The following is a 21294-nucleotide window of genomic DNA, read 5'->3' on the forward strand; positions in this document are numbered from 1 at the left end:
CCGCCGGGCGGCGGGTCGGGCGACGCCGGGTGCCGTGGCCGGTCACCTCGCGCACAATGGGGTATGCCGCTTCGTCCCGTTCCATCCGCCCGTGTCCGCCTGGCGGCAGCCACCGGAGTGCTCGCCCTGGCCGTCGGGGCCTGCAGCGACGGCAGCGCAGGTGGTGAGCTGTCGGCACCCGTCGTGAGCGGGAGCCGGACACCGGTCACCCCGTCGAGCGGAGCCACCGCGACGTCCACGCCGTCCTCGCCGTCCTCGACCACCGGTACCGATCCTGCGGTCACGACGCAGTCGACGGTGGCCCAGGACCTCGACGTCCCGTGGGCGACGGCGTTCCTGCCCGACGGCTCGGCCCTGGTCACCCTGCGGGACGAGGCGAGGCTGCTGCAGGTGCGGGACGGCCGGTCCCCCGTCGACCTCGGCCGGGTGGCAGGGGTCGAGCCCGGAGGTGAGGGCGGTCTGCTCGGCGTCGCGGTGTCGCCCACCTTCGCCAGCGACCGCAGCGTCTTCCTCTACACGACCGCGGCGCGGGACAACCGCGTGCTGCGCGTGACGTTCGAGGACGGGAAACCGGCCCGGCAGCGCGCCATACTCACCGGGATCCCCAAGGCGGGCAACCACAACGGCGGACGGCTGAAGTTCGGTCCGGACGGGTTCCTCTACGTCACGACCGGGGACGCCGGAGAGACCGACCGGTCCCAGGACCGCAGCTCGCTGGGGGGCAAGATCCTGCGGATCACCCGGGACGGCAAGCCTGCACCCGGCAACCCGTTCGACGGTTCACCGGTCTGGAGCTACGGCCACCGCAACGTGCAGGGGATCGCCTGGGCACCGGACGGGACGATGTACGCGAGCGAGTTCGGGCAGAACACCTGGGACGAGCTCAACCGGATCGAGCCCGGCAAGAACTACGGGTGGCCGGTGGTCGAGGGCAAGCAGCAGCGCGCCGGGTTCGTCGAGCCACTGGTGCAGTGGCCCACCTCGGACGCCTCCCCCAGCGGCATCGCCTACGCCGACGGCGCCATCTGGATGGCAGCGCTGCGCGGTGAGTCGCTGTGGCGGATCCCGGTGTCCGGCAACCGCGCCGGCGAGCCGGAGCGCCTCCTCCAAGGCGAGTACGGACGCCTGCGCGACGTGGTCGTGGCGCCCGACGAGCGGCTCTGGATCCTGTCGAACAACACCTCCCGGGGGACGGGTGGCGAGCACGACGACAAGCTCCTCGCGATCCCCCTCGGCGACCTCACGTGACCGCGGCCTGACGCAGGACGCCCGCCCCGGAGTGCTCCGGGGCGGGCGTCCTGTTCACGTGACGAGGTTCAGCCGGTGAGCTTCGCCAGGATGATCTCGCGCGCCTTCCCGGCGTCGGCCTGGCCGCGCATCTCCTTCATGACCTGGCCGATGAGGGCTCCGGCGGCCTGGACCTTGCCGTCGCGCACCTTCTGGGCGACGTCGGCGTTGGCCTCGATGACCTTGTCCACCGCGGCTTCGAGCGCCCCGTCGTCCTGCACCAGCTCGAGCCCGCGGGCGTCGGCGACCTCGGTCGGGGTCCCCTCGCCGGCGAGGACGCCCTCGAGCACCTGACGGGCCATGGAGTCGTTGAGGCGACCGTCCCGAACCAGCCCGTCGAGCTCAGCGATGTGGGCCGGCGTGACTCCGAAGTCCTCGACCGAGCGCCCCTCGGCGTTGGCCCGGCGGGCGAGCTCACCGGTCCACCACTTGCGTGCACCGGCGGGCGTCGCACCCGCGGCGACGGTCTCGGAGATGAGCTCGACCGCACCGGCGTTCATGACGTCGCGCATCTCGAGATCGCTGTAGCCCCAGTCGGCCTGGAGTCGCCTGCGTCGCTCGCCGGGCGGCTCCGGGAGGGTCTGGCGCAGGGCGTCGACCGTCTCGCGGGTCGGTGCCACGGGGACGAGGTCGGGCTCCGGGAAGTAGCGGTAGTCCTCGGCGTCGGACTTCTCGCGTCCGCTCGTGGTGACCCCGGTGTCCTCGTGCCAGTGCCGCGTCTCCTGGGTGATCTTCCCGCCCTTGTCGAGGATCGCGGCCTGCCGCGTGATCTCGTAGCGGACGGCTCGCTCGACGCTGCGCAGCGAGTTGACGTTCTTGGTCTCCGTGCGGGTGCCCAGCGGCACTGCCGCCTGCTCCTCGCTCGTCGCGTCACCCACCTTCGGGCGCAGTGACACGTTCGCGTCGCAGCGGAGCGACCCCTGCTCCATCTTCACGTCGGAGACGCCGAGGGCACGCAGCAGCTCCCGCAACGCACCGACATACGCCTTGGCGACCTCGGGGGCGCGCCCACCGGCACCGGTGAGCGGCCTGGTGACGATCTCGATGAGCGGGATGCCGGCGCGGTTGTAGTCGACGAGCGAGTACTCCGCGCCGTGGATGCGACCGGTGGAGCCACCGACGTGCAGCGACTTGCCCGTGTCCTCCTCCATGTGCGCGCGCTCGATCTCCACGCGGTAGGTCGTGCCGTCCTCGAGCTCGACGTCGAGGTGCCCGTTGAAGGCGATCGGCTCGTCGTACTGCGAGGTCTGGAAGTTCTTCGGCATGTCCGGGTAGAAGTAGTTCTTCCGGGCGAACCGGCACCAGGTCGCGATCTCGCAGTTGAGCGCCAGCCCGATGCGGATGGCCGACTCGACCGCCTTGTCGTTGACGACCGGAAGCGCACCCGGCAACCCGAGGCAGACGGGGCAGACCTGGCTGTTGGGCTCGGCGCCGAACTCGGTCGCGCAGCCGCAGAACATCTTCGTCGCGGTGTTGAGCTCGACGTGCACCTCGAGACCCATCACGGGGTCGTAGCGCTCGAGCACCTCGTCGTAGTCGACGACCTCTTCGGTGACAGCGGTGGCCATCGGGGTCACGCTCCCTTCGCGGAGAGTTCGGGGGCCTTGGTGAGCAGCGGAGCGCCCCAACGGTCCAGGAGCATCCGCTCGAGGGCCGCACCCACGCCGTAGAGCCGGTCGTCGCGGGTCGCCGGGGCGAGGATCTGGATGCCCGTCGGCAGGCCGTCCTCGTCGGCGAGGCCGCTGGGCAGCGACATGCCGGGGACACCCGCGAGGTTCGCGGGGATGGTCGCGACGTCCTGCAGGTACATCGACATCGGGTCGTCGAGCTTGTCGCCCAGCTTGAACGCCGTGGTCGGCGCGGTCGGGCTGACGAGCACGTCGACCTTCTCGAACGCTGTGGCGAAGTCGTCGGCGATGAGGCGGCGAACCTTCTGCGCCTGGCCGTAGTAGGCGTCGTAGTACCCACTCGAGAGGGCGTAGGTGCCGAGGATGATGCGGCGCTTCACCTCGTCGCCGAAGCCGGCGTCACGGGTGGCAGCCATGACCTGCTCGGCGCTCGGGTCGTCGATGCCCGGAGGCAGGACCCTTGCGCCGTAACGCATTCCGTCGAACTTGGCGAGGTTGGACGACGCCTCGCTGGGGAGGATCAGGTAGTAGGCCGCAAGCGCGTAGTCAAAGCTCGGGCAGGACACCTCGACGACCTCGGCACCGGCCTCCTGCAGCAGCGCCACGGACTCGTCGAAGCGAGCGCGCACGCCGGCCTGGTAGCCCTCGCCACCCAGCTCCTTGATGACACCCACTCGCAGCCCCTTGACGTCGGCGCGGCGGGCCGCCTCCACGACGGCCGGCACGGGTGCGTCGATCGACGTCGAGTCGAGCGGGTCGTGCCCACCGATCACCGAGTGCAGCAGGGCGGCGTCGAGGACGGTGCGCGTGCAGGGACCGGCCTGGTCCAGGCTCGACGCCAGGGCCACGAGCCCGTAGCGGGACACCCCGCCGTACGTCGGCTTCACGCCGACCGTGCCGGTCACGGACGCCGGCTGGCGGATCGAACCACCCGTGTCCGTGCCGATCGCCAGCGGAGCCTCGTATGCCGCGACGACGGCTGCGGAGCCACCGCCGGACCCACCCGGGATGCGGGTCAGGTCCCACGGGTTGTGGGTGGGGCCGTAGGCCGAGTGCTCGGTGGAGGAACCCATCGCGAACTCGTCCATGTTCGTCTTGCCCAGGATCGGCATGCCGGCCGCGCGCAGCTTGGCCACGACCGTGGCGTCGTACGGCGGTACCCAGCCCTCGAGGATCTTCGAGCCGCAGGTCGTCGGGAGGCCCTTGGTCGCGAGCACGTCCTTGACCGCGATCGGCACCCCGGCGAGGACGTGCAGGTCCTCTCCGGCGGCACGACGCTCGTCGACCTGGCGGGCGGCGGCGAGCGCGCCCTCCCCGTCGACGTGGAGGTAGGAGTGGACGTCGGCGTCGACGGCGGCGATGCGGTCGAGGTGCGCCTGCACGATCTCGACGGAGCTGAGCTCGCCGGAGCCCAGGGCGTGGGCCAGCTCGGCGGCGCTGGAACGGGTGAGGTCGGAGTTCACGAGTGGTGGTCCTTGGTCTGTCGCGAGGTGCGCGAGGAGCGCAGGGTCAGGGGCGGCCGCGCGGGCGCCGGTCAGTCCTCGGCGAGGATGCGCGGCACCGAGAAGCGCTGCTGGTCCTGCTGCGGCGCGCCGGCGAGGGCGGCCGCAGCCCCGAGCGACGGGCGGACCACGTCGGGGCGGGTGACGTTGGTCAGGGGAAGCGGGTGGGACATCGGCTCGATGTCACCGGCGGCGACCTCCTGCACCTTCGCGACGGAGTCGAGGATGACCCCGAGCTCGCCGGACATCCGGTCGAGCTCGGCGTCCGAGAGGTCGATGCGGGCGAGGCCGGCCAAGTGGGCGACGTCGTCCCGGGACAGTGCAGACATGCGAGCCAGTCTAGGGGCGCAGGCAGCGGGAGTGACCAAGGACTCCTGTCGCGCCGTGCGGGCTGCGTCCTAGGGTGAGGCACATGGATGCAGCGCTGCCCACCGAGCTCTTCACGGCCATCGACCACGTCGGCGTCGCCGTCACCGACCTCGATGTCGCGATCGCCTTCTACCGCGACACCTACGGCATGACGCTGGCCCACGAGGAGGTCAACGAGGAGCAGGGCGTCCGGGAGGCGATGATGGCCGTCGGCGGGAGCGGGTCGCACATCCAGCTGCTGGCCCCCCTCACGCCGGAGTCGACCATCGCGAAGTTCCTCGACCGCTTCGGTCCGGGCGTGCAGCAGGTGGCCTACCGGGTCGAGGACGTCGAGGCCGTGAGCGCGGTCCTGCGGGAGCGCGGTCTGCGCCTGCTCTACGACGAGCCGCGTCGCGGCACCTCGAACAGCAGGGTCAACTTCATCCACCCCAAGGACGCCGGCGGGGTCCTGGTGGAGCTGGTGCAACCGGCGTACGAGACGCACTGACCCGTCCTCGGGGTGGGTGAGGTAGGTCACCGCGTGACCGGAGTCTCACTCCCCACCGACGCGCTTTACCCCGCAGTAGTTTCGGCCGCAGCCGTGCCACAGACGCCGACGACGCCGAGGAGCCACATCCCATGCAGGACATCCGCGACGCCATCCTCTCCGGGGACCGCAGCGAGCAGACGTACGCCTCCCTCACCCTCCCCGAGACCTATCGAGGGGTGACCGTCCACAAGGACGAGGTCGACCTCTTCGAGGGGCTCGAGAGCCGCGACAAGGACCCCCGCCGGTCCCTGCACGTCGACGACGTGCCGCTCCCCGAGCTGGCCCCCGGCGAGGCCCTGGTCGCCGTGATGGCCAGCGCGATCAACTACAACACCGTCTGGACGTCGATCTTCGAACCGGTGTCGACGTTCAGCTTCCTCGAGCGCTACGGCCGCACCTCGACGTACGCGCAGCGCCACGACCTGCCCTACCACGTGGTGGGTTCGGACCTCGCCGGTGTCGTGCTGCGCACCGGCCCGGGCGTCCAGAAGTGGAAGCCGGGCGAGGAGGTCGTGGCGCACTGCCTGTCCGTCGAGCTCGAGAGCGCCGACGGCCACAACGACACGATGCTCGACCCCGAGCAGCGCATCTGGGGCTTCGAGACCAACTTCGGCGGACTCGCCGAGCTCGCGATCGTCAAGACCAACCAGCTGATGCCCAAGCCCACCCACCTCACGTGGGAAGAGGCGGCCTCCCCCGGCCTGGTCAACTCCACCGCCTACCGCCAGCTCATCTCCCGCAACGGCGCCGGCATGAAGCTCGGCGACGTCGTCCTCATCTGGGGTGCGTCCGGCGGCCTCGGCTCCTACGCGACCCAGATGGCGCTCGCCGGCGGCGCGACCCCCGTCTGTGTGGTCTCCTCCCCCGACAAGGCCGACATCTGCCGCGCCATGGGTGCGGAGCTGGTCATCGACCGCACGGCCGAGGGCTACCGGTTCTGGAGCGACCCGACGACCCAGGACCAGCGCGAGTGGAAGCGGTTCGGCGCGCGCATCCGCGAGCTCACCGGGGGCAAGGACCCCGACATCGTGTTCGAGCACCCCGGTCGCGAGACCTTCGGCGCGAGCACGTACGTCGCGCGAAAGGGCGGCACGATCGTCACCTGTGCGTCCACGAGCGGCTACATGCACGAGTACGACAACCGCTACCTCTGGATGAACCTCAAGCGCGTCATCGGCAGCCACTTCGCCAACTACCGCGAGGCGTGGGAGGCCAACGACCTCGTCAACCGCGGGCTGATCCACCCGACCCTGTCCCGGACGTACGCCCTCGAGGAGGTCGGCCAGGCGGCATACGACGTCCACCAGAACCTGCACCAGGGCAAGGTGGGCGTGCTGACGCTCTCCCCCGAGGCGGGGCTGGGCGTCACGGACGAGGAGAAGCGGGCCACCCACCTGGCCGCGATCAACCGGTTCCGCAACACCTGACCTGCACCTTCGCGACGGCAGCAGCCCGCGGTGCCCTAGGGTTCCTGACATGTCAGTGCTGGAACGATGGCGCGAGTTCCGGCACGCACAGCGAGAGGCTCTGCGTGCCAGCAACCACCCCAACGACCGGGGTGAGGCGACGCCGACGGCGGCCGACCTGCTGGCGGACGTCCTGCCTGCCCTGCGCCAGGGCAGCGAGGCCGAGGGCGGTCGCGACGCGCACGAGGAGCACGTGGCTCCACACAGCGGGTCCGGCACGACGGACGCGACGGCGCCCGACCTCCGCGAGGCTGGTGGCGGGGACGCCGCCGAGCAGGTGGGTGGCGTCAAGGAAACCGAGACGACCCAGCGCTACGGCAGGGCGGGGCGCCCGCTCAACCGCCAGTCGCCGTTCTACATGGGGTTCGTCGGAGCTCTCGGCGTCCTGCTCGCCCTGTTGCTGTGGCAGACCCTGGGCAGGCTCACCACCACCATCACGCTCGTCGTCGTGGCGTTCTTCCTGACCCTCGCCCTGAACCCGCTCGTCGAGTTCCTGACCCGCCGGGGCATCAGGCGGTCGGGAGCGGTGTCCCTCGTCTTCCTCGGCGTCATCGTCGTGTTCACGCTCATCGGCCTGCTCGTCGTGCCGCCGGTCGTGCAGCAGGGTGGCGACCTGGCGGCGAAGTCCCCCGACTACCTCAACCAGCTGCTCAACAACCCCGTCGTCAAGGACTTCGACCAGCACTACAAGGTGGTCGACAAGATCGAGGCGGAGTTCAACAAGCGCCTCACCGACGGCAACTTCATCAGCCAGGTCTTCGGCGGCGTCCTCGGGGTCGGTGCCGCGGTCATCGGTGGCATCTTCCAGGCCTTCACGGTCCTGGTCCTCACCCTCTTCCTGCTCGCCTCGCTGCCGCGCGTCAAGCAGGCGGCCTACGCGATGGTCCCGGCGTCCCGCCGTCCCCGCGTGATCTCGCTGTCCGAGGAGATCATGCGGCGCACGGGCTCCTACGCGATCGGCCAGGTCGCCGTCGCCACGATCAACGCCATCTGCTCGTGGATCATGATGTCGATCGTCGGGATCCCGTATGCCGCGGTGCTCGCGGTCGCGGTCGGCTTCCTCGGCCTCGTGCCCATGGTGGGTGCCACGATCGGCGCGGCCATCGTCGTCCTCGTCGCGCTCTTCACGAACACCCAGGACGCCGTCATCGCGGCGGTCTACTACGTGATCTACCAGCAGGTCGAGAACTACGTCATCGCCCCGAAGATCATGCAGCGCACCGTCTCGGTGCCCGGGGCGGTCACCGTCGTCGCCGCCCTCGCCGGTGGCACCCTGCTGGGCGTGCTGGGTGCCCTGCTCGCGATCCCCGTCGCCGCAGGCCTGCTGCTGCTCTACGAAGAGGTCCTGCTGCCGCGCCAGCGGCGCCACTGACGCTCAGCGTATGGCGCCGCGGGTGTGCCGCCGCTCCCTCGCCTCCCAGCACGTCGTGTGCCAGTGACGGCGGTCGTCCAGGCCGCCCATGCCGTCGGCGGGCCACGCGACGACGTGGGGCGTGCCCATCGGGATGTTCTGCTGGCAGCCCGGGCACAGGTAGGCCCGGCTCGACGACGCCCCGGTGACCCGGCGGACGAACCACTCCGAGCCGCCATACGACTCGCGCCGCGTGAGCCCGCCGACGGCACGGTCGACGTTCAGCGGGACGTCGTCACGGCGGCGCCGGTTGGCTCGGGGCATGGCCCCGAGTCTCCCAGACCGGGCATCTGCTCGCGGAGCCTGGCCAGCGCCTTGTGCGCCGTGACCCGTACCGACACCGGCGAGCACCCCAGCACGTCGGCGATGGCCGCGTCCGGGAGGTCGTCGTAGTACCGCAGGACCAGCACGGCCCGCTGGCGCGGTGAGAGCCCGGCGAGCAGGGTCCACATCTCGTCGCGGTCCTCGGGGCCGACCTGGGCGTCCGCGGTCGCCGACCCGTCCGCTGTGACGAGCACGTGCGAGACGACCTCGCTCGACGAGCGGCGCCGCTTCCCGGAGACGAAGGTGTTGACCATGACCTTGCGGACGTAGGCGTCCGGGCTGTCCGCCCGCTCGACCTTGCGCCAGTGGACCAGCACCTTGGCCAGGGTGTCCTGCACGAGGTCCTCGGCGTCGTGCCGGTTGCCGGTGAGGGACAAGGCTGCCCCCATGAGCCGTGGGATCGCCGCCGAGACGTAGGCGTCGGCCTGGCTGGTCGTCCGCTCGGGCGACGGTGGCGCCGGCCGGTTGAAGAACCCCACGGTCACCGCCCCCGGGCTGCGGGGAGGCCGCTGTCGCGCAGCTTCTGGGCGATGATGCCGTTCACCCGGACCGCCTCGTCGTGCGCGTCCTGGGCCGAGAATCCGACGACCTGGACCGAGACGATGACGTCGCCGAGACGCCGGGCAGCGATGTAGGTCGCCGAGTCCGCACCAGCGCCGCGCGACAGCCACGTCTGCTGGTCGTCCTCGCCGGGCCAGGCCTGGCGCTCCTGGGCCGGCAGCCACGTGCAGGGCCCGGTGTCCTGCTGCAGGCGGCGGAAGGCCTCCGGCCCGGTGCCCGCGGAGTAGCCGGTCACATTGATGTCGACGCTCGGGTCGGGGCCCTGTCCGTCCCCCGACCACGCGCTCTGCAGGGTCCCTGCGACAGGGTGGGGCGCCGCGTTCGCCTGGGCAACCCGGGCGGCAGGCAGTCCGCTCAGGTCGCAGAGCTGACCACTGGAGGCCGGGACGGTCCGGCCGTGGATGGCGTCACCGTGGTACCTCAGGCCGTGACCGAGCTCGGCGACCGTGGGCAGGACGTCGCCGAAGCGGTACTCCTCCGCAGCCACGAGGGGCGCGGCCGGGCTCGCGCCGGGCGCCGACGCGGCGTTGGGCGCGACAGTGCTTCTGCCCAGGGGCTGACCCAGGCCCGGTGGGAAGTCCAGCTGGCGCAGGTGGCCCACGGCCGAGTCCGCGAGCTTGGTCGCGGCACGCCGGGCGAGGGCGGGGTCGCCCGAGATCGCGGCACCGCTGACGAGCACGTCACCGACCCGCGTCACCGCCATGGCCTGCGTGAATGTGGTGTCGGCGACGGTGGAGGTCCCGACGAAGAGCACCGAGTCCTGCGCGTGGCCCGCCCACGTGACGGCCTTCAGGTCGGGGCCGGGACCACAGGCGAGTGCGTCCGCCCGCAGGTCGCGCAGGGCGTCGGCCCCGGTCCCCGTCGTGAACCCCGCGAGCCCCAGGTGCGCTCCACCGCGACCCGGGCTCGACGAGAAGGTGAGGTCCCAGGACCGCCCGGCCACCGGCTGGCGACGGTCGGTGCGGACGTCCCACGTGCAGACGCCTGCCGGACCCACGAGGTCCGCGTCCTCGTGGGAGAGCGGGGAGGCGTCGGTCGCCACGTCGCTCCCGGACGCGTTCGTGTCGTCAGGCTGCGTCTGCCCCTCCAGACCCGCGGGCCAGGGCGTGGCCACCGTGGTCGGGAACCGGTAGGCGAAGCCCTCCGAGCTCCCCACGAGCGAGGACCACCGCGCGTCCGTGGAGCCGGTGTGCGTGCTCACGGACAGGACCGTGCGGGCGGGACCGAAGGTCCCCGAACCGATCGCGACGGCGAGGACCGTCGCCGCGATGCCGGCCGTCAGCGCCGCGCCGCGCGCCGCAGCACGTCGCCGCCGCAGCGTGGTGGTGCGGGCCGCGATGCCTTCGGTCACCGCCTGCATGTCCAGACCGGCTCGGGTCCGGGCACCGGCGAAGGTGTCGCGCAGCAGCGCCTCGAGCGCCTCGTCCTCGGTCGTCGTCATGGGTCCCCCCTCAGGTCGTGGCGGCTGCCTCGCAGCCCGTCACCCACCAGACGCGGATCCCCCCTGCCCGCGTTACCCCACGAGGCCCCGGACCCACGCGGACACGGTATGCAGCGTGCGCGACATACCGTGTGCCGCCGCGCCGCGGGAGGCCGTGTCAGGCGTAGGTGCGGAAGCCGCGCCCGGACTTGCGGCCCAGGTAACCCGCCGTGACCAGGTGCTCGAGCAGCGGGGCCGGGGCGAAGCCGCGCTCACGGAACTCGAGGTAGAGCTCGCGCTGGATCGCCAGGGACACGTCGAGGCCGACGACGTCGAGCAGCTCGAACGGCCCCATCGGCAGGCCGCAGCCGGTCTTCATGGCGGTGTCGATCGCGTCGGCGGTCGCGTAGTTGGCCTCGAGCATCTTCACCGCGTCGTTGAGGTACGGGAAGAGGAGGGCGTTGACGATGAAGCCGGACCGGTCGCCACAGGTGACGGAGTGCTTGTCGAGGTCGGCGCACAGCTGCTCCACGGTGGCGACGACGTCGGGCGCGGTGGAGACCGTGTGGACGACCTCGACGAGCTTCATCACCTGCGCGGGGTTGAAGAAGTGCATGCCGATGACGTCCTGCGGCCGCGTGGTGGCGGCGGCGCACTCCACGACCGGGAGCGAGGAGGTGGTCGTCGCGAGGATGGCGCCGGGCTTGCAGATCTCGTCGAGGTTCTCGAACAGCGCCCGCTTCACGGCGAGGTCCTCCAGCACGGCCTCGACCACGAGGTCGACGGTCGCGAGGTCGTCGAGCGACGTGGACCCGGTCAGGTGCCGCAGCGCCTCGTCACGGGCCTCCTGCGTCAGCTTGCCGCGCTGGACGGCCTTCTCGAGCGACTTCTGCACGGCCGCGGTGACGGCGTCGACCTTGGGCTGGCTGCGGGTGACGTAGGTGACGTCGAACCCGGCCTTGGCGAAGACCTCGATGATTCCGGTGGCCATCGTCCCCGACCCCACGACGCCCACGGTGCGCACCGTGCGGGTCGCCTCGTGGTCACCGCCGTCGGCGGCAGGGCTGAGGGCGTCGTCGACGAGCTGGGAGCTGCCCGGCTCGGCGTAGGTGTAGAAGCCGCGTCCGCTCTTGCGGCCCTTGAGGCCTGCGCTCACCATCTGCTTGAGGATCGGACTGGGGGCGTGCAGTCGGTCGCGCCCCTGCTTGTACATCGTGTCGAGGATCTCGTAGGCCGTGTCGAGGCCGATGAGGTCCATGAGGGCGAGCGGGCCCATCGGGTAGCCACAGCCGAGCTTCATGGCCGCGTCGATGTCCTCGCGGCTGGCGTACCGGCTCTCGAACATGGCGACGGCGTGGTTGAGGTAGCCGAACAGCAGGGCGTTGGCGATGAAGCCCGCCTTGTCGCCGACCACCACCGGCTGCTTGCCGAGGCGCTGCGCGAGCGCCTTGACGTCCTCGAAGACCTCGTCCTCGGTGACGACCGTGCGGATCACCTCGACGAACTGCAGGACCGGCGCCGGGTTGAAGAAGTGCATGCCGACGACGCGCTTGGGGTTGCTCGTGGCGACGGCGATCTCGGTGACCGACAGCGACGAGGTGTTCGTGGCGAGGATCGCGTCGGGCCCGACCACGGCGTCGAGCTTGGCGAAGATCTCCTTCTTGAGGTGGAGGTGCTCGGGCACCGCCTCGATGACCAGCTGGCAGTCGGCGACCTCGTCCATGCTCGAGGTGAAGTGGACCCTGGCGTGCAGGTCGGCCTGGTCCTCGACGGAGAGCTTGCCGCGGGATACGGCGCGGTCGGTGGAGTGCTGCAGGACGCCGCGGCCCTTGTCGACCGCGGCTTCGTCGACCTCGATCGCCACCACGTCGATGGCGTTGCGGGCGAACACCTCCACGATGCCGGCACCCATGGTGCCCAGTCCGACGACAGCGACCTTGCTGAACTCACGAGCCATGCGGCGCAGTCTGTCAGAGCCACTCAGGAGGAGGGGAACCCGAGCGGCGTGACGGTCACCACTCGTGCCCGGAACCGATCAGGGCCGACTCCATGTGGAAGCGCTGCTCCGTCGACAGGCCACGGATGGCCGTGGGCACCGGGATGTCCACGGCGCGGCAGTAGTCGCGCAGGGTGTGGTCGTACGCCAGGCGGGCCGCCATCAGCCGCTCGGCCTTGTTGGGCAGGTCGGAGTGCTCGACGTAGCGCACGTGGTCGGCCAGGCGGCTGACCTCGAGGGCCATCAGGACGGGAGGGAGGGGTTCGGGCTTCACGCGTCGGCGGGCCCGACGGGCCTCCCACCGCTCGAGCAGGGGCCTCAGGAGCCGGGGCGGGATCCCGCTCGCGAGCCAGCGCAACGCCGTGCAGCAGACGGCGACGAAGACCGCCAGCCCGGCCGCGTTGCCCAGCAGGTTCCTCATGGGAGCTCACCTCACCTCGGACTTCGAGTGTGCGCCCGGATCTCGTCCTGCGCAATCAGGTGTTCGTCGCCATCGCCTCACCGGTTCGCCCGACCCCTGCGCGCCACCGTAGAGTCACCCTTCGTGCGACTGGTGATAGCGACGTGCTCGGTGGACTACGACGGTCGGCTCTCGGCCCACCTCCCCCTCGCGACGAGGCTGCTGCTGGTCAAGGCCGACGGTTCGGTGCTCGTCCACAGCGACGGCGGCTCGTACAAGCCGCTCAACTGGATGTCGCCGCCGTGCGCGATGGCCGAGGTCTCCCCCGAGGAGCACGAAGCCGCCGAGGGGGTCACGGCCGTGTGGCAGGTCCAGCACGCCAAGTCCGAGGACCGCCTCCGCGTGCTCATCCACGAGGTGCTGCACGACTCATCCCACCAGCTCGGCGTCGACCCGGGGCTGATCAAGGACGGCGTCGAGGCGCACCTCCAGAAGCTGCTGGCCGAGCACATCCACACCCTCGGTGAGGGCTGGACGCTGGTCCGCCGTGAGTACATGACGGCCATCGGGCCGGTGGACATCCTGTGCCGTGACGCCGGCGGCAGCTCCGTGGCCGTGGAGATCAAGCGTCGAGGTGACATCGACGGGGTCGAGCAGCTGACCCGCTACCTCGAGCTGATGAACCGCGACCCGCACCTGGCCCCGGTCACCGGCATCTTCGCCGCCCAGGAGATCAAGCCCCAGGCCCGGACGCTGGCCACCGACCGCGGCATCCGTTGCGTGACCCTCGACTACGACGCGCTGCGCGGGATCGACGACACCACGACCCGCCTGTTCTGAGCGGTCACACCACGCTGCGGTCCAGCGAACCGGGCCAGCTCAGCACCCGGAAGCCGTCACCGTCGACCTCCACCTCGGCCGCCCCGCAGTTGGGCAGGAAGGCGCGCGCCACCAGGTCCTCACGGACCGCGTCGCCGAGCCGGGGCAGGACGAACGACATGACGCCACCGTGCGAGAACACCAGGACCGTCTCGCCGCGGTGCTGGTCGGCGATCCCCTGCAGCGCCTCGCGGTAGCGCCGGAGGACCTCCGCCCCCGACTCGCCGCCGGGGATGAACCGGCCGCGATCGCCGTGCATCCAGGCCTTGAACACCGAGGCGAGCTCGGGGTCGTCGTGGGGACGGCCGGCGAGCGCCCCCACCGAGAACTCCTCGAGACCCTCGACCTGCACCGCGTCCACCCCCAGCAGCTCGGCGACCACCTGCCCCGACTCGACCGCGCGCTCGAGGGTGCTGGTGAAGACCCGGGCGACCCGCCTGTCCCGCAGGGACCGTGCCAGGTCGCGCACCTGCGCCCGCCCCCGGGGGCTGAGCCAGCCGCCCTCGTCCGAGAGCACCGAGGGGTGGCCGTACTCCGCGTCACCGTGCCGCGCGACGAGCAACGTCGCCGGGCAGTGCAGGTCGCTCACGCTGCGAGGGTATGCCGCGTGCGGCGCTGCGGGTAGGCCCCGCGCTTGACCTCGCGCCGTCGCGCGATGAGCATCGGTGGGTGACCTTCACCATCGCCGAGGCGGCCCAGCGCACCGGTCTGACCGCCCACACCCTGCGCTACTACGAGCGCGACGGCCTGCTCCTCGACGTCGTCGACCGCGCCCCCTCGGGACACCGGCGCTACACCGAGGACGACGTCACGTGGATCACCATGCTCACCCGCCTGCGTGCCACGGGTATGCCGATCCGCGAGGTCCGCACCTACGCCGACCTCGTGCGTGGCGGGGACGGCAACGAGCGCGAGCGGCTGGAGCTCCTGCTCACCCACCGCGAGAAGGTGCTCGCCGACCTCGAGGAGGTCCGGGCGCACCTCGAGGCCATCGACACGAAGATCGAGCTCTACCGCTCCCGGCTCGCCCGACCCGCCCGTCGCCGCTCCGCCTGACCGGCCTGACCGGACCCGCCTGACCGACCTGACCCGACCCGCCCGCCCGGGTACCGCCCCGCTTGACTTGGAGCGCACTCGAAGTCGGAGAGTGGAGCCCATGACGACATCGAACGCCCTCCCCACCCGCGTGCTCGGCAGCGCCGACCACGGCACCGACCTCACCGTCTCCGCCCTCGGCCTCGGCTGCATGGGGATGTCCGAGTTCTACGGCACCCCCGACGAGGCGTCGGGCATCGCCACGATCCACCGCGCCCTCGACCTCGGCGTGACGTTCCTGGACACGGCAGACATGTACGGCCCGTTCACGAACGAGCAGCTCGTGGGCCGCGCCATCGCGGGACGTCGCGACGAGGTGGTCCTGGCCACCAAGTTCGGCAACGAGCGTGGGGCGAACGGCGAGCGTCTCGGCATCAACGGCTCCCCCGAGTACGTCCGCAAGGCCGCCGACGCCAGCCTGCAGCGTCTCGGCGTCGACCACATCGACCTGTACTACCAGCACCGCGTCGACAAGACGGTGCCGATCGAGGAGACCGTCGGGGCGATGGCCGAGCTGGTCGAGGCCGGGAAGGTCCGCCGCCTGGGCCTGTCCGAGGCCTCGGCCGAGACCATCCGTCGCGCCCACGCCACGCACCCGATCACCGCGCTCCAGACGGAGTACTCGTTGTTCACCCGGGACCTCGAGGACGAGATCCTGCCGACGGTCCGGGAGCTCGGCATCGGGCTGGTCCCGTACTCGCCCCTGGGTCGAGGCATGCTCACCGGCACGATCTCCCGCACCCAGGGTGCCGACGGAGAGGCCGACGCGCGCCGGTCGCCCTACTTCCCGCGGTTCCAGGGCGAGGCGCTCGACGCCAACCTCCTGCTCGTGGAGCGCATCAGGCAGCTCGCCGAGGCCAAGGGCTGCACGCCCGGGCAGCTGGCCCTGGCCTGGGTCCTCGCCCAGGGGCAGGACATCGCTCCCATCCCCGGCACCAAGCGGGTCAAGTACCTCGAGGAGAACGTCGCCGCGATCGGCGTCGAGCTCGGCGCCGAGGACCTGGCTGCCCTCGAGCAGGCCGTGCCGCGCGACGCGGTCGCAGGCGACCGGTACGGCGACATGTCCCACATCGACGCCTGAGCCGACACCCCCACGGAGGGGCCGACGCGTACGCCGCGTCGGCCCCTCCGTGCGTGGGTTCGCCCTGTCAGCGCAGGGCGAGGAGCTCGAGCAGGCGCGCCGCCTCGGCCCGCATCGCCGAACGTGCCGGTCCGAGGTACCTGCGGCTGTCCACGAGCCGGGCATCGGACTCGAGGTGGTGGCGCACGGCTCCGGTGAACACGCTGGACAGGTGGGTCGCGATGTTGACCTTGGTCATGCCGGCCCGCACCCCGGCCACCAGGCCGTCGTCCGGCACGCCGGAGGACCCGTGCAGGACCAGCGGGACCGGCACCGCGGCGCGGATCGCCACCACCAGCTCGAGGTCGAGCGCGGCGGTGCGCTCGGTCATCGCGTGGGAGGAGCCGACGGCCACGGCCAGCGCGTCGACCCCGGTGTCGAGCGCAAACCTTTGTGCCTCAACGGGATCCGTCCGCACACCTGGGGCATGGACACCGTCCTTGCCGCCGATCTCGCCCAGCTCGGCCTCCACATCGACGCCCCGCTCGTGGCAGAGCGAGACGACCTCCCGCGTCGTGGAGCGGTTCGCGGCGTCGTCGAGGGTCGACCCGTCGAACATCACCGACGTGAACCCGAGGTCGAGCGACTCGCGGACCAGGTCGACCGACACGGCGTGGTCGAGGTGGAGCACCACCGGCACCGACGCCCGCTCGGCCAACGTCCTGGTGGCCGCGGCCAGCGGCGCGAGCGAACCGTGCCACGCGACGGTGTTCTCACTGATCTGGAGGACGACGGGCAGCCCCACGTCCTCGGCCGCGCCGACCAGCGCCTCGGCGTGCTCGAGGTGGATCACGTTGAAGGCGCCCAGCCCCCGGCCCCGGTCTCGCGCAGGGCCCAGCACCTCGGTCAACGGCACGAGCACGGTCAGTCCTCCAGGGTCTCGACGCGGACGGTCGGCCGCAGTCGTTCGATGTCTCGGGGGTCGACGGATCCGGCGACGGGTTGCAGGACGGCCGCGGCGGACCACGCCACGGCGTCGGCAACTCCGGACGCCCAGTCCGACCCGCGCGCGAGGGCGACCGCGAGCGCGGCCACGGCCGCGTCGCCGGCACCCGTGGCGTTGCCGCGCAACCTCGCCCCGAGCCGCGCCCGGACGACCTCGCCGGTGGGCGCCACGGCCATGATCCCGTCGGCTCCCAGGGAGACCACCACGTGGCGGGCGCCCCTGTCCTGCAACAGCTTCGCTCCCATCGCGGGGTCGTCGACCCCGGTGGCCCCGCGCAGCTCCTCACGGTTCGGCTTGACGACGTCCGGGGACGCCGCGAGGGCGCCGAGCAGTGCCGCTCTCGAGGCGTCGACGACGACCGGCACGCCGGCGTCCCGCCCCACCGTCGTCAGGTCGGCGAAGGCATGGTCGGGCACGCCCGGCGGCAGGCTGCCTGACGCGACCAGCACCGTCACGGGGAGGTCGTCGAGCAGGGCCGCGACGTGGTCGAGCAGACCACCCCAGGCTCCGCCGGGCCACGGTGGCCCGGGCTCGTTGAACGCCGTCGCCTCGCCGTCCTCCCCACTCACCACGGTGGTCGTGCGCCGGGTCGGCGTGGCTGCACGCGCGAACCGGTGGGGTATGCCGCGACGGTCGAGGTCCGCGCGCACCTGGTCACCCGTCGGGCCGCCGACGACTCCGGTGACGAGCACGTCGTGGCCGAGCAGGTGCAGCACCGACGCGACGTTGATGCCCTTGCCACCGGCCACCTCGTGGACCGCGAGCACCCGGTGGCTCTCGTGCACGGCCAGCCGCTCGACGTCGTAGGTCACGTCGAGGGCGGGGTTGGGGGTGACGGTGAGGATCATGAGAGGTCCCAGGCCAGTGCGGCCGCGCCGAGGCACCCGGCCCGCTCCCCCAGCTGCGCCCGCTCGATGGCGGGCGCCCGCTGGAACGTCAGCCGGGACGCGACGGCGGCCCGCAGCGGACCCAGCAGGGTCTCCCCGCTCTGTGCCAGCCCACCACCGACGAGGACCCGCTCGACCCCCGTCAGGGTCACGGTGAGGGTCACGGCCCGGGCCAGCGCCTCGACGGCGACCCCCCACACCTCGACGGCGAGCGGGTCGCTGGCGTCGACCAGGGAGGCGATCCGGTCGGCGCCGACGTGGCCGCCCGCGACGGGAACCGACAGCGCGGCATACCGGCGCTCCACGGCAGCCGCGGAGGCGACCGCCTCGAGGCACCCGTGGGCACCGCACCCGCAGAGCGGACCGTCGGGCTCCACGACCACGTGACCGAGCTCGCCGGCCCACCCGTCGGCCTCGACGACGCGGCCGTCGAGCATGAGGGCTCCGGCGATGCCCGTGCCGACGGGCAGGAACAGGACGTTGCGTGCGCCGGAGGCCGCGCCCCAGCGCACCTCCGCCACGAGCCCGGCGCGCACGTCGTGGCCCAGCGCCACCGGCAGCCCGAGCAGCTCCGTCAGGGGACCTGACACGGGAAGGTCCCGCCATCCGAGGTTGGCCGACCAGCGGGCCACCCCCGCGGAGCCGTCCACCAGGCCGGGGACGACGACGCCACACGCACCGACCTCGTGCCGGCTGCCGGCGCTGTCGCGCAGGTCGCGCACCAACCCGGCGACCTGGCCGACGAGGACACCCTCGACCGAGGCGCCGGGCACGGTGGGCACGGTCCGGGACTCGACCTCGTGGCCGGCGGCGTCGACCAGCGCGGCCTTGACCCTGGTGCCGCCGACGTCCACGGCGGCCACGACCTGCGCCACGCTCAGACCACTTCCACCGTGATGCCGGCCGAACGCAGGTCGGCGACGGCGGCCTTCGGTGCACTGCCGTCGGTGACGACGAGGTTGATCCGCGACGACGGGCAGATGCGGGCGAACGCCCTGGTGCCGAGCTTGGCGCCCGTGGCCACCACCACGACGCGCTCGGAGCGCTCGACCATGAGCGAGTTGATGCCGGCCTCGCCCTCGTGGTGGCACATCGCACCGGCCGTCGCCGAGACCGCGTCGACGCCGAGGAAGACGGTGTCGAGCCAGAGCTCGCCGAGGACCATCGCCGCCAGCGGGCCGGAGAGCTCGTAGGACTCCGGGCGGGCGACGCCACCGAGGGAGACGCAGCGGACGAACGGACGCAGCACCATCTCCGTGGCGATGTTGAGCGCGTTGGTGACCACGGTGATGGCGGGGCGTCGCGACGACATCGCCAGGTCCGACCGGGCGGCGAGGCGTCGTGCCACGGCACTCGTGGTGGTGCCGCCGTTGAAGCCGACCACCGATCCCTCGAGGGCGAGGTCCGCGGCACACGCGGCGATGCGGTCCTTGGCGTCGTCGCCGCCGGCCTGCTTGTAGCGGGCCGGCAGGTCGTAGGCCACCGCCGTCGCGACGATGCCGCCGTGCGTGCGGGTCACGAGCTGCTGGGCGGCGAGGTCGGCGAAGTCGCGGCGCACCGTCGCCTCGCTCACGCCGAGCGACTCGACGACCTCGGTCACGCTGAGCCGCCCGTGCTCGGCGAGCAGGCCGAGGAGGGCGCTCCAGCGCGCCCCCCGGTCTGCCGGCCTGGCGGTGGGTGCGGTCACTTGACCGACCCGGCAGTCAGGCCCCCGACGAGGTGCTTCTCGATGACCGCGAACAGGATGACGACGGGGACGATCGCGATGATCGAGGCACCGAAGAGCTGGTCCCAGTTCTGCTCGTAGCCGGTGACGTAGGAGTTGATGCCGACGGTGAGTGGCTTCTTCTCGTCGCTGAGCATCAGGGTCAGCGCGACGACGTACTCGTTCCACGCCGCGATGAAGGTGAAGATCGTCGCCGTCACGAGCCCGGGCAGGGTGAGGGGCAGCATGACCCGGCGCAGCCGCAGGAGGGGTCCGCACCCGTCGAGCTCCGCCGCCTCCTCGACCTCCTTGGGGATGGAGGCGAAGAACCCGTGCAGGATCCAGATCGCGAACGCGAGGTTGAAGGCCGCGTTCGTGAGGATGAGCGCCTGGTAGGTGTCGACGAGGGTGAGCGCGTAGAACTCCCGGTAGATGCCCACGACGAGCGAGGTCGGCGAGAACATCTGCGTGATGAGGACCAGGAAGAGGAACGCGATCCGCCCGGGGAAGCGGAACCGCGCGGTGAAGTATGCCGCCGGGACGGCGACCAGGACCACGATCACCGTCGAGGACAGGGCCACGATCAGGGACGTCTGGAGCCAGGCGCGGAAGCGCTCGTCCCCCACCACCTCGGAGAACGTCGTCCACTTCCACTCCCGCGGCAGGATCGACGCCGGGGTCTGCACCACGTCGCCGCTCGGGCGGAACGCGTCGAGCAGCATGACGAGGTAGGGCCACAGGAACGCGAACGCGACCCCGAGGCCGATGACCGGCATCGCCGCCGGGCGGATCCGACGCCAGCTCAGGGTGCCGTTCACGACTCCTCCTCCTCGCGCCAGCGCGAGACACGCAGGTAGATGACGACGGCCACGAGGATCAGCAGCACGTTGAACAGGCCGGCCGCAGCCGACTGGCCCACGTCCTTCTCGGCGCTCTTGAACGCCAGCTTGTACATGAACGTGATCGTCGTGTCGTGGCTGAAGCCGGGGTTGGACTCGTTGAGGGTGTAGATGATCGGGAAGCTGTTGAACACGTAGATCATGTTGAGCACCGTCGCCACGAGGATGGCCGGGCGCAGCAGCGGCAACGTGATCCGGCGCCAGATCTGCCACGGCGAGGCACCGTCGATGCGGGCCGCCTCGTAGACGTCGGTGGGGATGGCGTGCAGGCCGGCGACGAACACGTAGGCCGTGAACGGGATCGACACGAACACCCCGACCGCGATCATCGACGGCATGATCCAGCGGTCGTCACCCAGGAAGTCGATGGGGGTGTCCACGAGGCCGATCTTCAGCAGGACGGCGTTGAGGGTGCCGTAGTAGTAGCTGTAGATGAGGCTGAACAACCGCGCCGTGATGACCAGCGAGGCCGCCCACGGGACGATGACGGCCCAGCGCACGATCCGTCTGCCCCAGAACTCCTTGGTGAGGAACTGCGCGAGGCCGAGGCTGATGAGGATCGTCAGGGCCACGACGGCGACCACCCAGACGAGGGTGTTGGTCAGCACGGTGCCGAGCGACTCGTTGGCCAGGACGTTCGTGTAGTTGTCGAGGCCCGCGTCGCCCTTGCGCAGACCCGTGATCGAGTAGCGCGACAGCGAGGCCTTGACCAGCTCGACGGCCGGGTAGACGACGACGCCGAAGATCAGGAGGAGGGCCGGCCCCAGCCACAGGAGCGCCTGACCCAGCGAGGCCCGGCCGCGGCGCGGGCGTGCCCGGCGCGGCCGGCGACCCGCCGTGGGTGCGGCCGGGTCACCGGTCGCACCCACG

Annotated in this window: 22 protein-coding genes; 7 read left to right on the top strand and 15 right to left on the bottom strand. The window is 71.5% G+C overall.

Going from position 1 to position 21294, the window contains the following annotated elements; all coding sequences use genetic code 11:
- Nucleotides 1-63 precede the first annotated feature (63 nt).
- Entirely contained in the window at nucleotides 64-1248 is a 1185-nt protein-coding gene (locus ASD62_RS06295) for a sorbosone dehydrogenase family protein (RefSeq protein WP_056915229.1), read from the top strand.
- A 68-nt stretch (nucleotides 1249-1316) separates the two neighbouring features.
- Here ASD62_RS06295 and gatB read toward each other — a convergent pair whose 3' ends face one another.
- From gatB to gatC, 3 genes are all read right to left on the bottom strand, one after another.
- A complete protein-coding gene (gene gatB / locus ASD62_RS06300; protein ID WP_056917203.1) occupies nucleotides 1317-2855 on the bottom strand; it encodes an Asp-tRNA(Asn)/Glu-tRNA(Gln) amidotransferase subunit GatB in 1539 nt (512 codons plus the stop codon).
- A gap of 5 nt (nucleotides 2856-2860) precedes the next feature.
- A complete protein-coding gene (gatA, locus tag ASD62_RS06305) occupies nucleotides 2861-4378 on the bottom strand; it encodes an Asp-tRNA(Asn)/Glu-tRNA(Gln) amidotransferase subunit GatA (RefSeq protein WP_056915230.1) in 1518 nt (505 codons plus the stop codon).
- A 71-nt stretch (nucleotides 4379-4449) separates the two neighbouring features.
- The gene (gene gatC, locus ASD62_RS06310; protein WP_056915231.1) at nucleotides 4450-4746 is read right to left on the bottom strand and encodes an Asp-tRNA(Asn)/Glu-tRNA(Gln) amidotransferase subunit GatC; all 297 of its coding nucleotides are present in this window, start codon (nucleotides 4744-4746) and stop codon (nucleotides 4450-4452) included.
- Nucleotides 4747-4829: 83 nt separating this feature from the next.
- Between gatC and mce the strand changes: the two genes are divergently transcribed.
- The 3 genes from mce (at nucleotide 4830) to ASD62_RS06325 (ending at nucleotide 8153) form a co-directional block, all read left to right on the top strand.
- Complete coding sequence (gene mce / locus ASD62_RS06315) at nucleotides 4830-5273, top strand: methylmalonyl-CoA epimerase (RefSeq protein WP_056915232.1); 444 nt, start codon at nucleotides 4830-4832, stop codon at nucleotides 5271-5273.
- Nucleotides 5274-5404: 131 nt separating this feature from the next.
- Nucleotides 5405-6742, top strand: coding sequence for a crotonyl-CoA carboxylase/reductase (ccrA, locus tag ASD62_RS06320; RefSeq protein ID WP_056915233.1), 1338 nt, complete (start codon nucleotides 5405-5407; stop codon nucleotides 6740-6742).
- 49 nt (nucleotides 6743-6791) lie between these two features.
- A complete protein-coding gene (locus ASD62_RS06325) occupies nucleotides 6792-8153 on the top strand; it encodes an AI-2E family transporter (RefSeq protein ID WP_056915234.1) in 1362 nt (453 codons plus the stop codon).
- A 3-nt stretch (nucleotides 8154-8156) separates the two neighbouring features.
- Here the strand turns inward: ASD62_RS06325 and ASD62_RS06330 are convergent, their stop codons facing one another.
- From ASD62_RS06330 to ASD62_RS06350, 5 genes are all read right to left on the bottom strand, one after another.
- Entirely contained in the window at nucleotides 8157-8456 is a 300-nt protein-coding gene (locus ASD62_RS06330) for a hypothetical protein (RefSeq protein WP_056915235.1), read from the bottom strand.
- Entirely contained in the window at nucleotides 8414-9001 is a 588-nt protein-coding gene (locus ASD62_RS06335) for a SigE family RNA polymerase sigma factor (protein WP_200947707.1), read from the bottom strand. Before ASD62_RS06335 ends, ASD62_RS06330 begins: the two co-directional genes overlap by 43 nt.
- Nucleotides 8998-10518 (bottom strand): hypothetical protein, encoded by a 1521-nt coding sequence (locus ASD62_RS06340; protein ID WP_056915236.1) that lies wholly within the window; start codon nucleotides 10516-10518, stop codon nucleotides 8998-9000. Before ASD62_RS06340 ends, ASD62_RS06335 begins: the two co-directional genes overlap by 4 nt.
- A gap of 157 nt (nucleotides 10519-10675) precedes the next feature.
- Complete coding sequence (locus ASD62_RS06345; RefSeq protein ID WP_056915237.1) at nucleotides 10676-12454, bottom strand: 3-hydroxyacyl-CoA dehydrogenase family protein; 1779 nt, start codon at nucleotides 12452-12454, stop codon at nucleotides 10676-10678.
- 55 nt (nucleotides 12455-12509) lie between these two features.
- Complete coding sequence (locus ASD62_RS06350; protein ID WP_056915238.1) at nucleotides 12510-12914, bottom strand: hypothetical protein; 405 nt, start codon at nucleotides 12912-12914, stop codon at nucleotides 12510-12512.
- A 123-nt stretch (nucleotides 12915-13037) separates the two neighbouring features.
- Here ASD62_RS06350 and nucS point away from each other — a divergent pair, with 123 nt between their 5' ends.
- Nucleotides 13038-13733, top strand: a complete 696-nt coding sequence (nucS, locus tag ASD62_RS06355) for an endonuclease NucS (protein WP_056915239.1) — start codon at nucleotides 13038-13040, stop codon at nucleotides 13731-13733.
- A gap of 4 nt (nucleotides 13734-13737) precedes the next feature.
- Here the strand turns inward: nucS and ASD62_RS06360 are convergent, their stop codons facing one another.
- Nucleotides 13738-14361, bottom strand: a complete 624-nt coding sequence (locus tag ASD62_RS06360) for a histidine phosphatase family protein (protein WP_056915240.1) — start codon at nucleotides 14359-14361, stop codon at nucleotides 13738-13740.
- A gap of 80 nt (nucleotides 14362-14441) precedes the next feature.
- Here ASD62_RS06360 and ASD62_RS06365 point away from each other — a divergent pair, with 80 nt between their 5' ends.
- Nucleotides 14442-14828: a MerR family transcriptional regulator gene (locus ASD62_RS06365; RefSeq protein ID WP_056915241.1), complete on the top strand. Its 387-nt coding sequence runs from the start codon at nucleotides 14442-14444 to the stop codon at nucleotides 14826-14828.
- A 100-nt stretch (nucleotides 14829-14928) separates the two neighbouring features.
- Nucleotides 14929-15948: an aldo/keto reductase gene (locus ASD62_RS06370; protein WP_056915242.1), complete on the top strand. Its 1020-nt coding sequence runs from the start codon at nucleotides 14929-14931 to the stop codon at nucleotides 15946-15948.
- A gap of 67 nt (nucleotides 15949-16015) precedes the next feature.
- Here ASD62_RS06370 and ASD62_RS06375 read toward each other — a convergent pair whose 3' ends face one another.
- From ASD62_RS06375 to ASD62_RS06400, 6 genes are read right to left on the bottom strand one after another with little or no spacing between them, the layout of a single operon-like run.
- Nucleotides 16016-16849, bottom strand: coding sequence for a class II fructose-bisphosphate aldolase (locus ASD62_RS06375; protein WP_056915243.1), 834 nt, complete (start codon nucleotides 16847-16849; stop codon nucleotides 16016-16018).
- 2 nt (nucleotides 16850-16851) lie between these two features.
- Nucleotides 16852-17781 (bottom strand): 1-phosphofructokinase family hexose kinase, encoded by a 930-nt coding sequence (locus ASD62_RS06380; RefSeq protein WP_056915244.1) that lies wholly within the window; start codon nucleotides 17779-17781, stop codon nucleotides 16852-16854.
- Nucleotides 17778-18695 (bottom strand): ROK family protein, encoded by a 918-nt coding sequence (locus ASD62_RS06385; protein WP_056915245.1) that lies wholly within the window; start codon nucleotides 18693-18695, stop codon nucleotides 17778-17780. Before ASD62_RS06385 ends, ASD62_RS06380 begins: the two co-directional genes overlap by 4 nt.
- Nucleotides 18696-18697: 2 nt before the next feature.
- The gene (locus ASD62_RS06390) at nucleotides 18698-19507 is read right to left on the bottom strand and encodes a DeoR/GlpR family DNA-binding transcription regulator (RefSeq protein WP_056915246.1); all 810 of its coding nucleotides are present in this window, start codon (nucleotides 19505-19507) and stop codon (nucleotides 18698-18700) included.
- Complete coding sequence (locus ASD62_RS06395) at nucleotides 19504-20343, bottom strand: carbohydrate ABC transporter permease (protein WP_235529058.1); 840 nt, start codon at nucleotides 20341-20343, stop codon at nucleotides 19504-19506. The genes ASD62_RS06390 and ASD62_RS06395 overlap by 4 nt, the downstream gene beginning before the upstream one ends.
- Nucleotides 20340-21293: a carbohydrate ABC transporter permease gene (locus tag ASD62_RS06400; protein ID WP_369818812.1), complete on the bottom strand. Its 954-nt coding sequence runs from the start codon at nucleotides 21291-21293 to the stop codon at nucleotides 20340-20342. The genes ASD62_RS06395 and ASD62_RS06400 overlap by 4 nt, the downstream gene beginning before the upstream one ends.
- Nucleotide 21294 lies beyond the last annotated feature (1 nt).

It is taken from the genome of Phycicoccus sp. Root563, from assembly GCF_001427915.1.
Classification (GTDB): domain Bacteria; phylum Actinomycetota; class Actinomycetes; order Actinomycetales; family Dermatophilaceae; genus Pedococcus.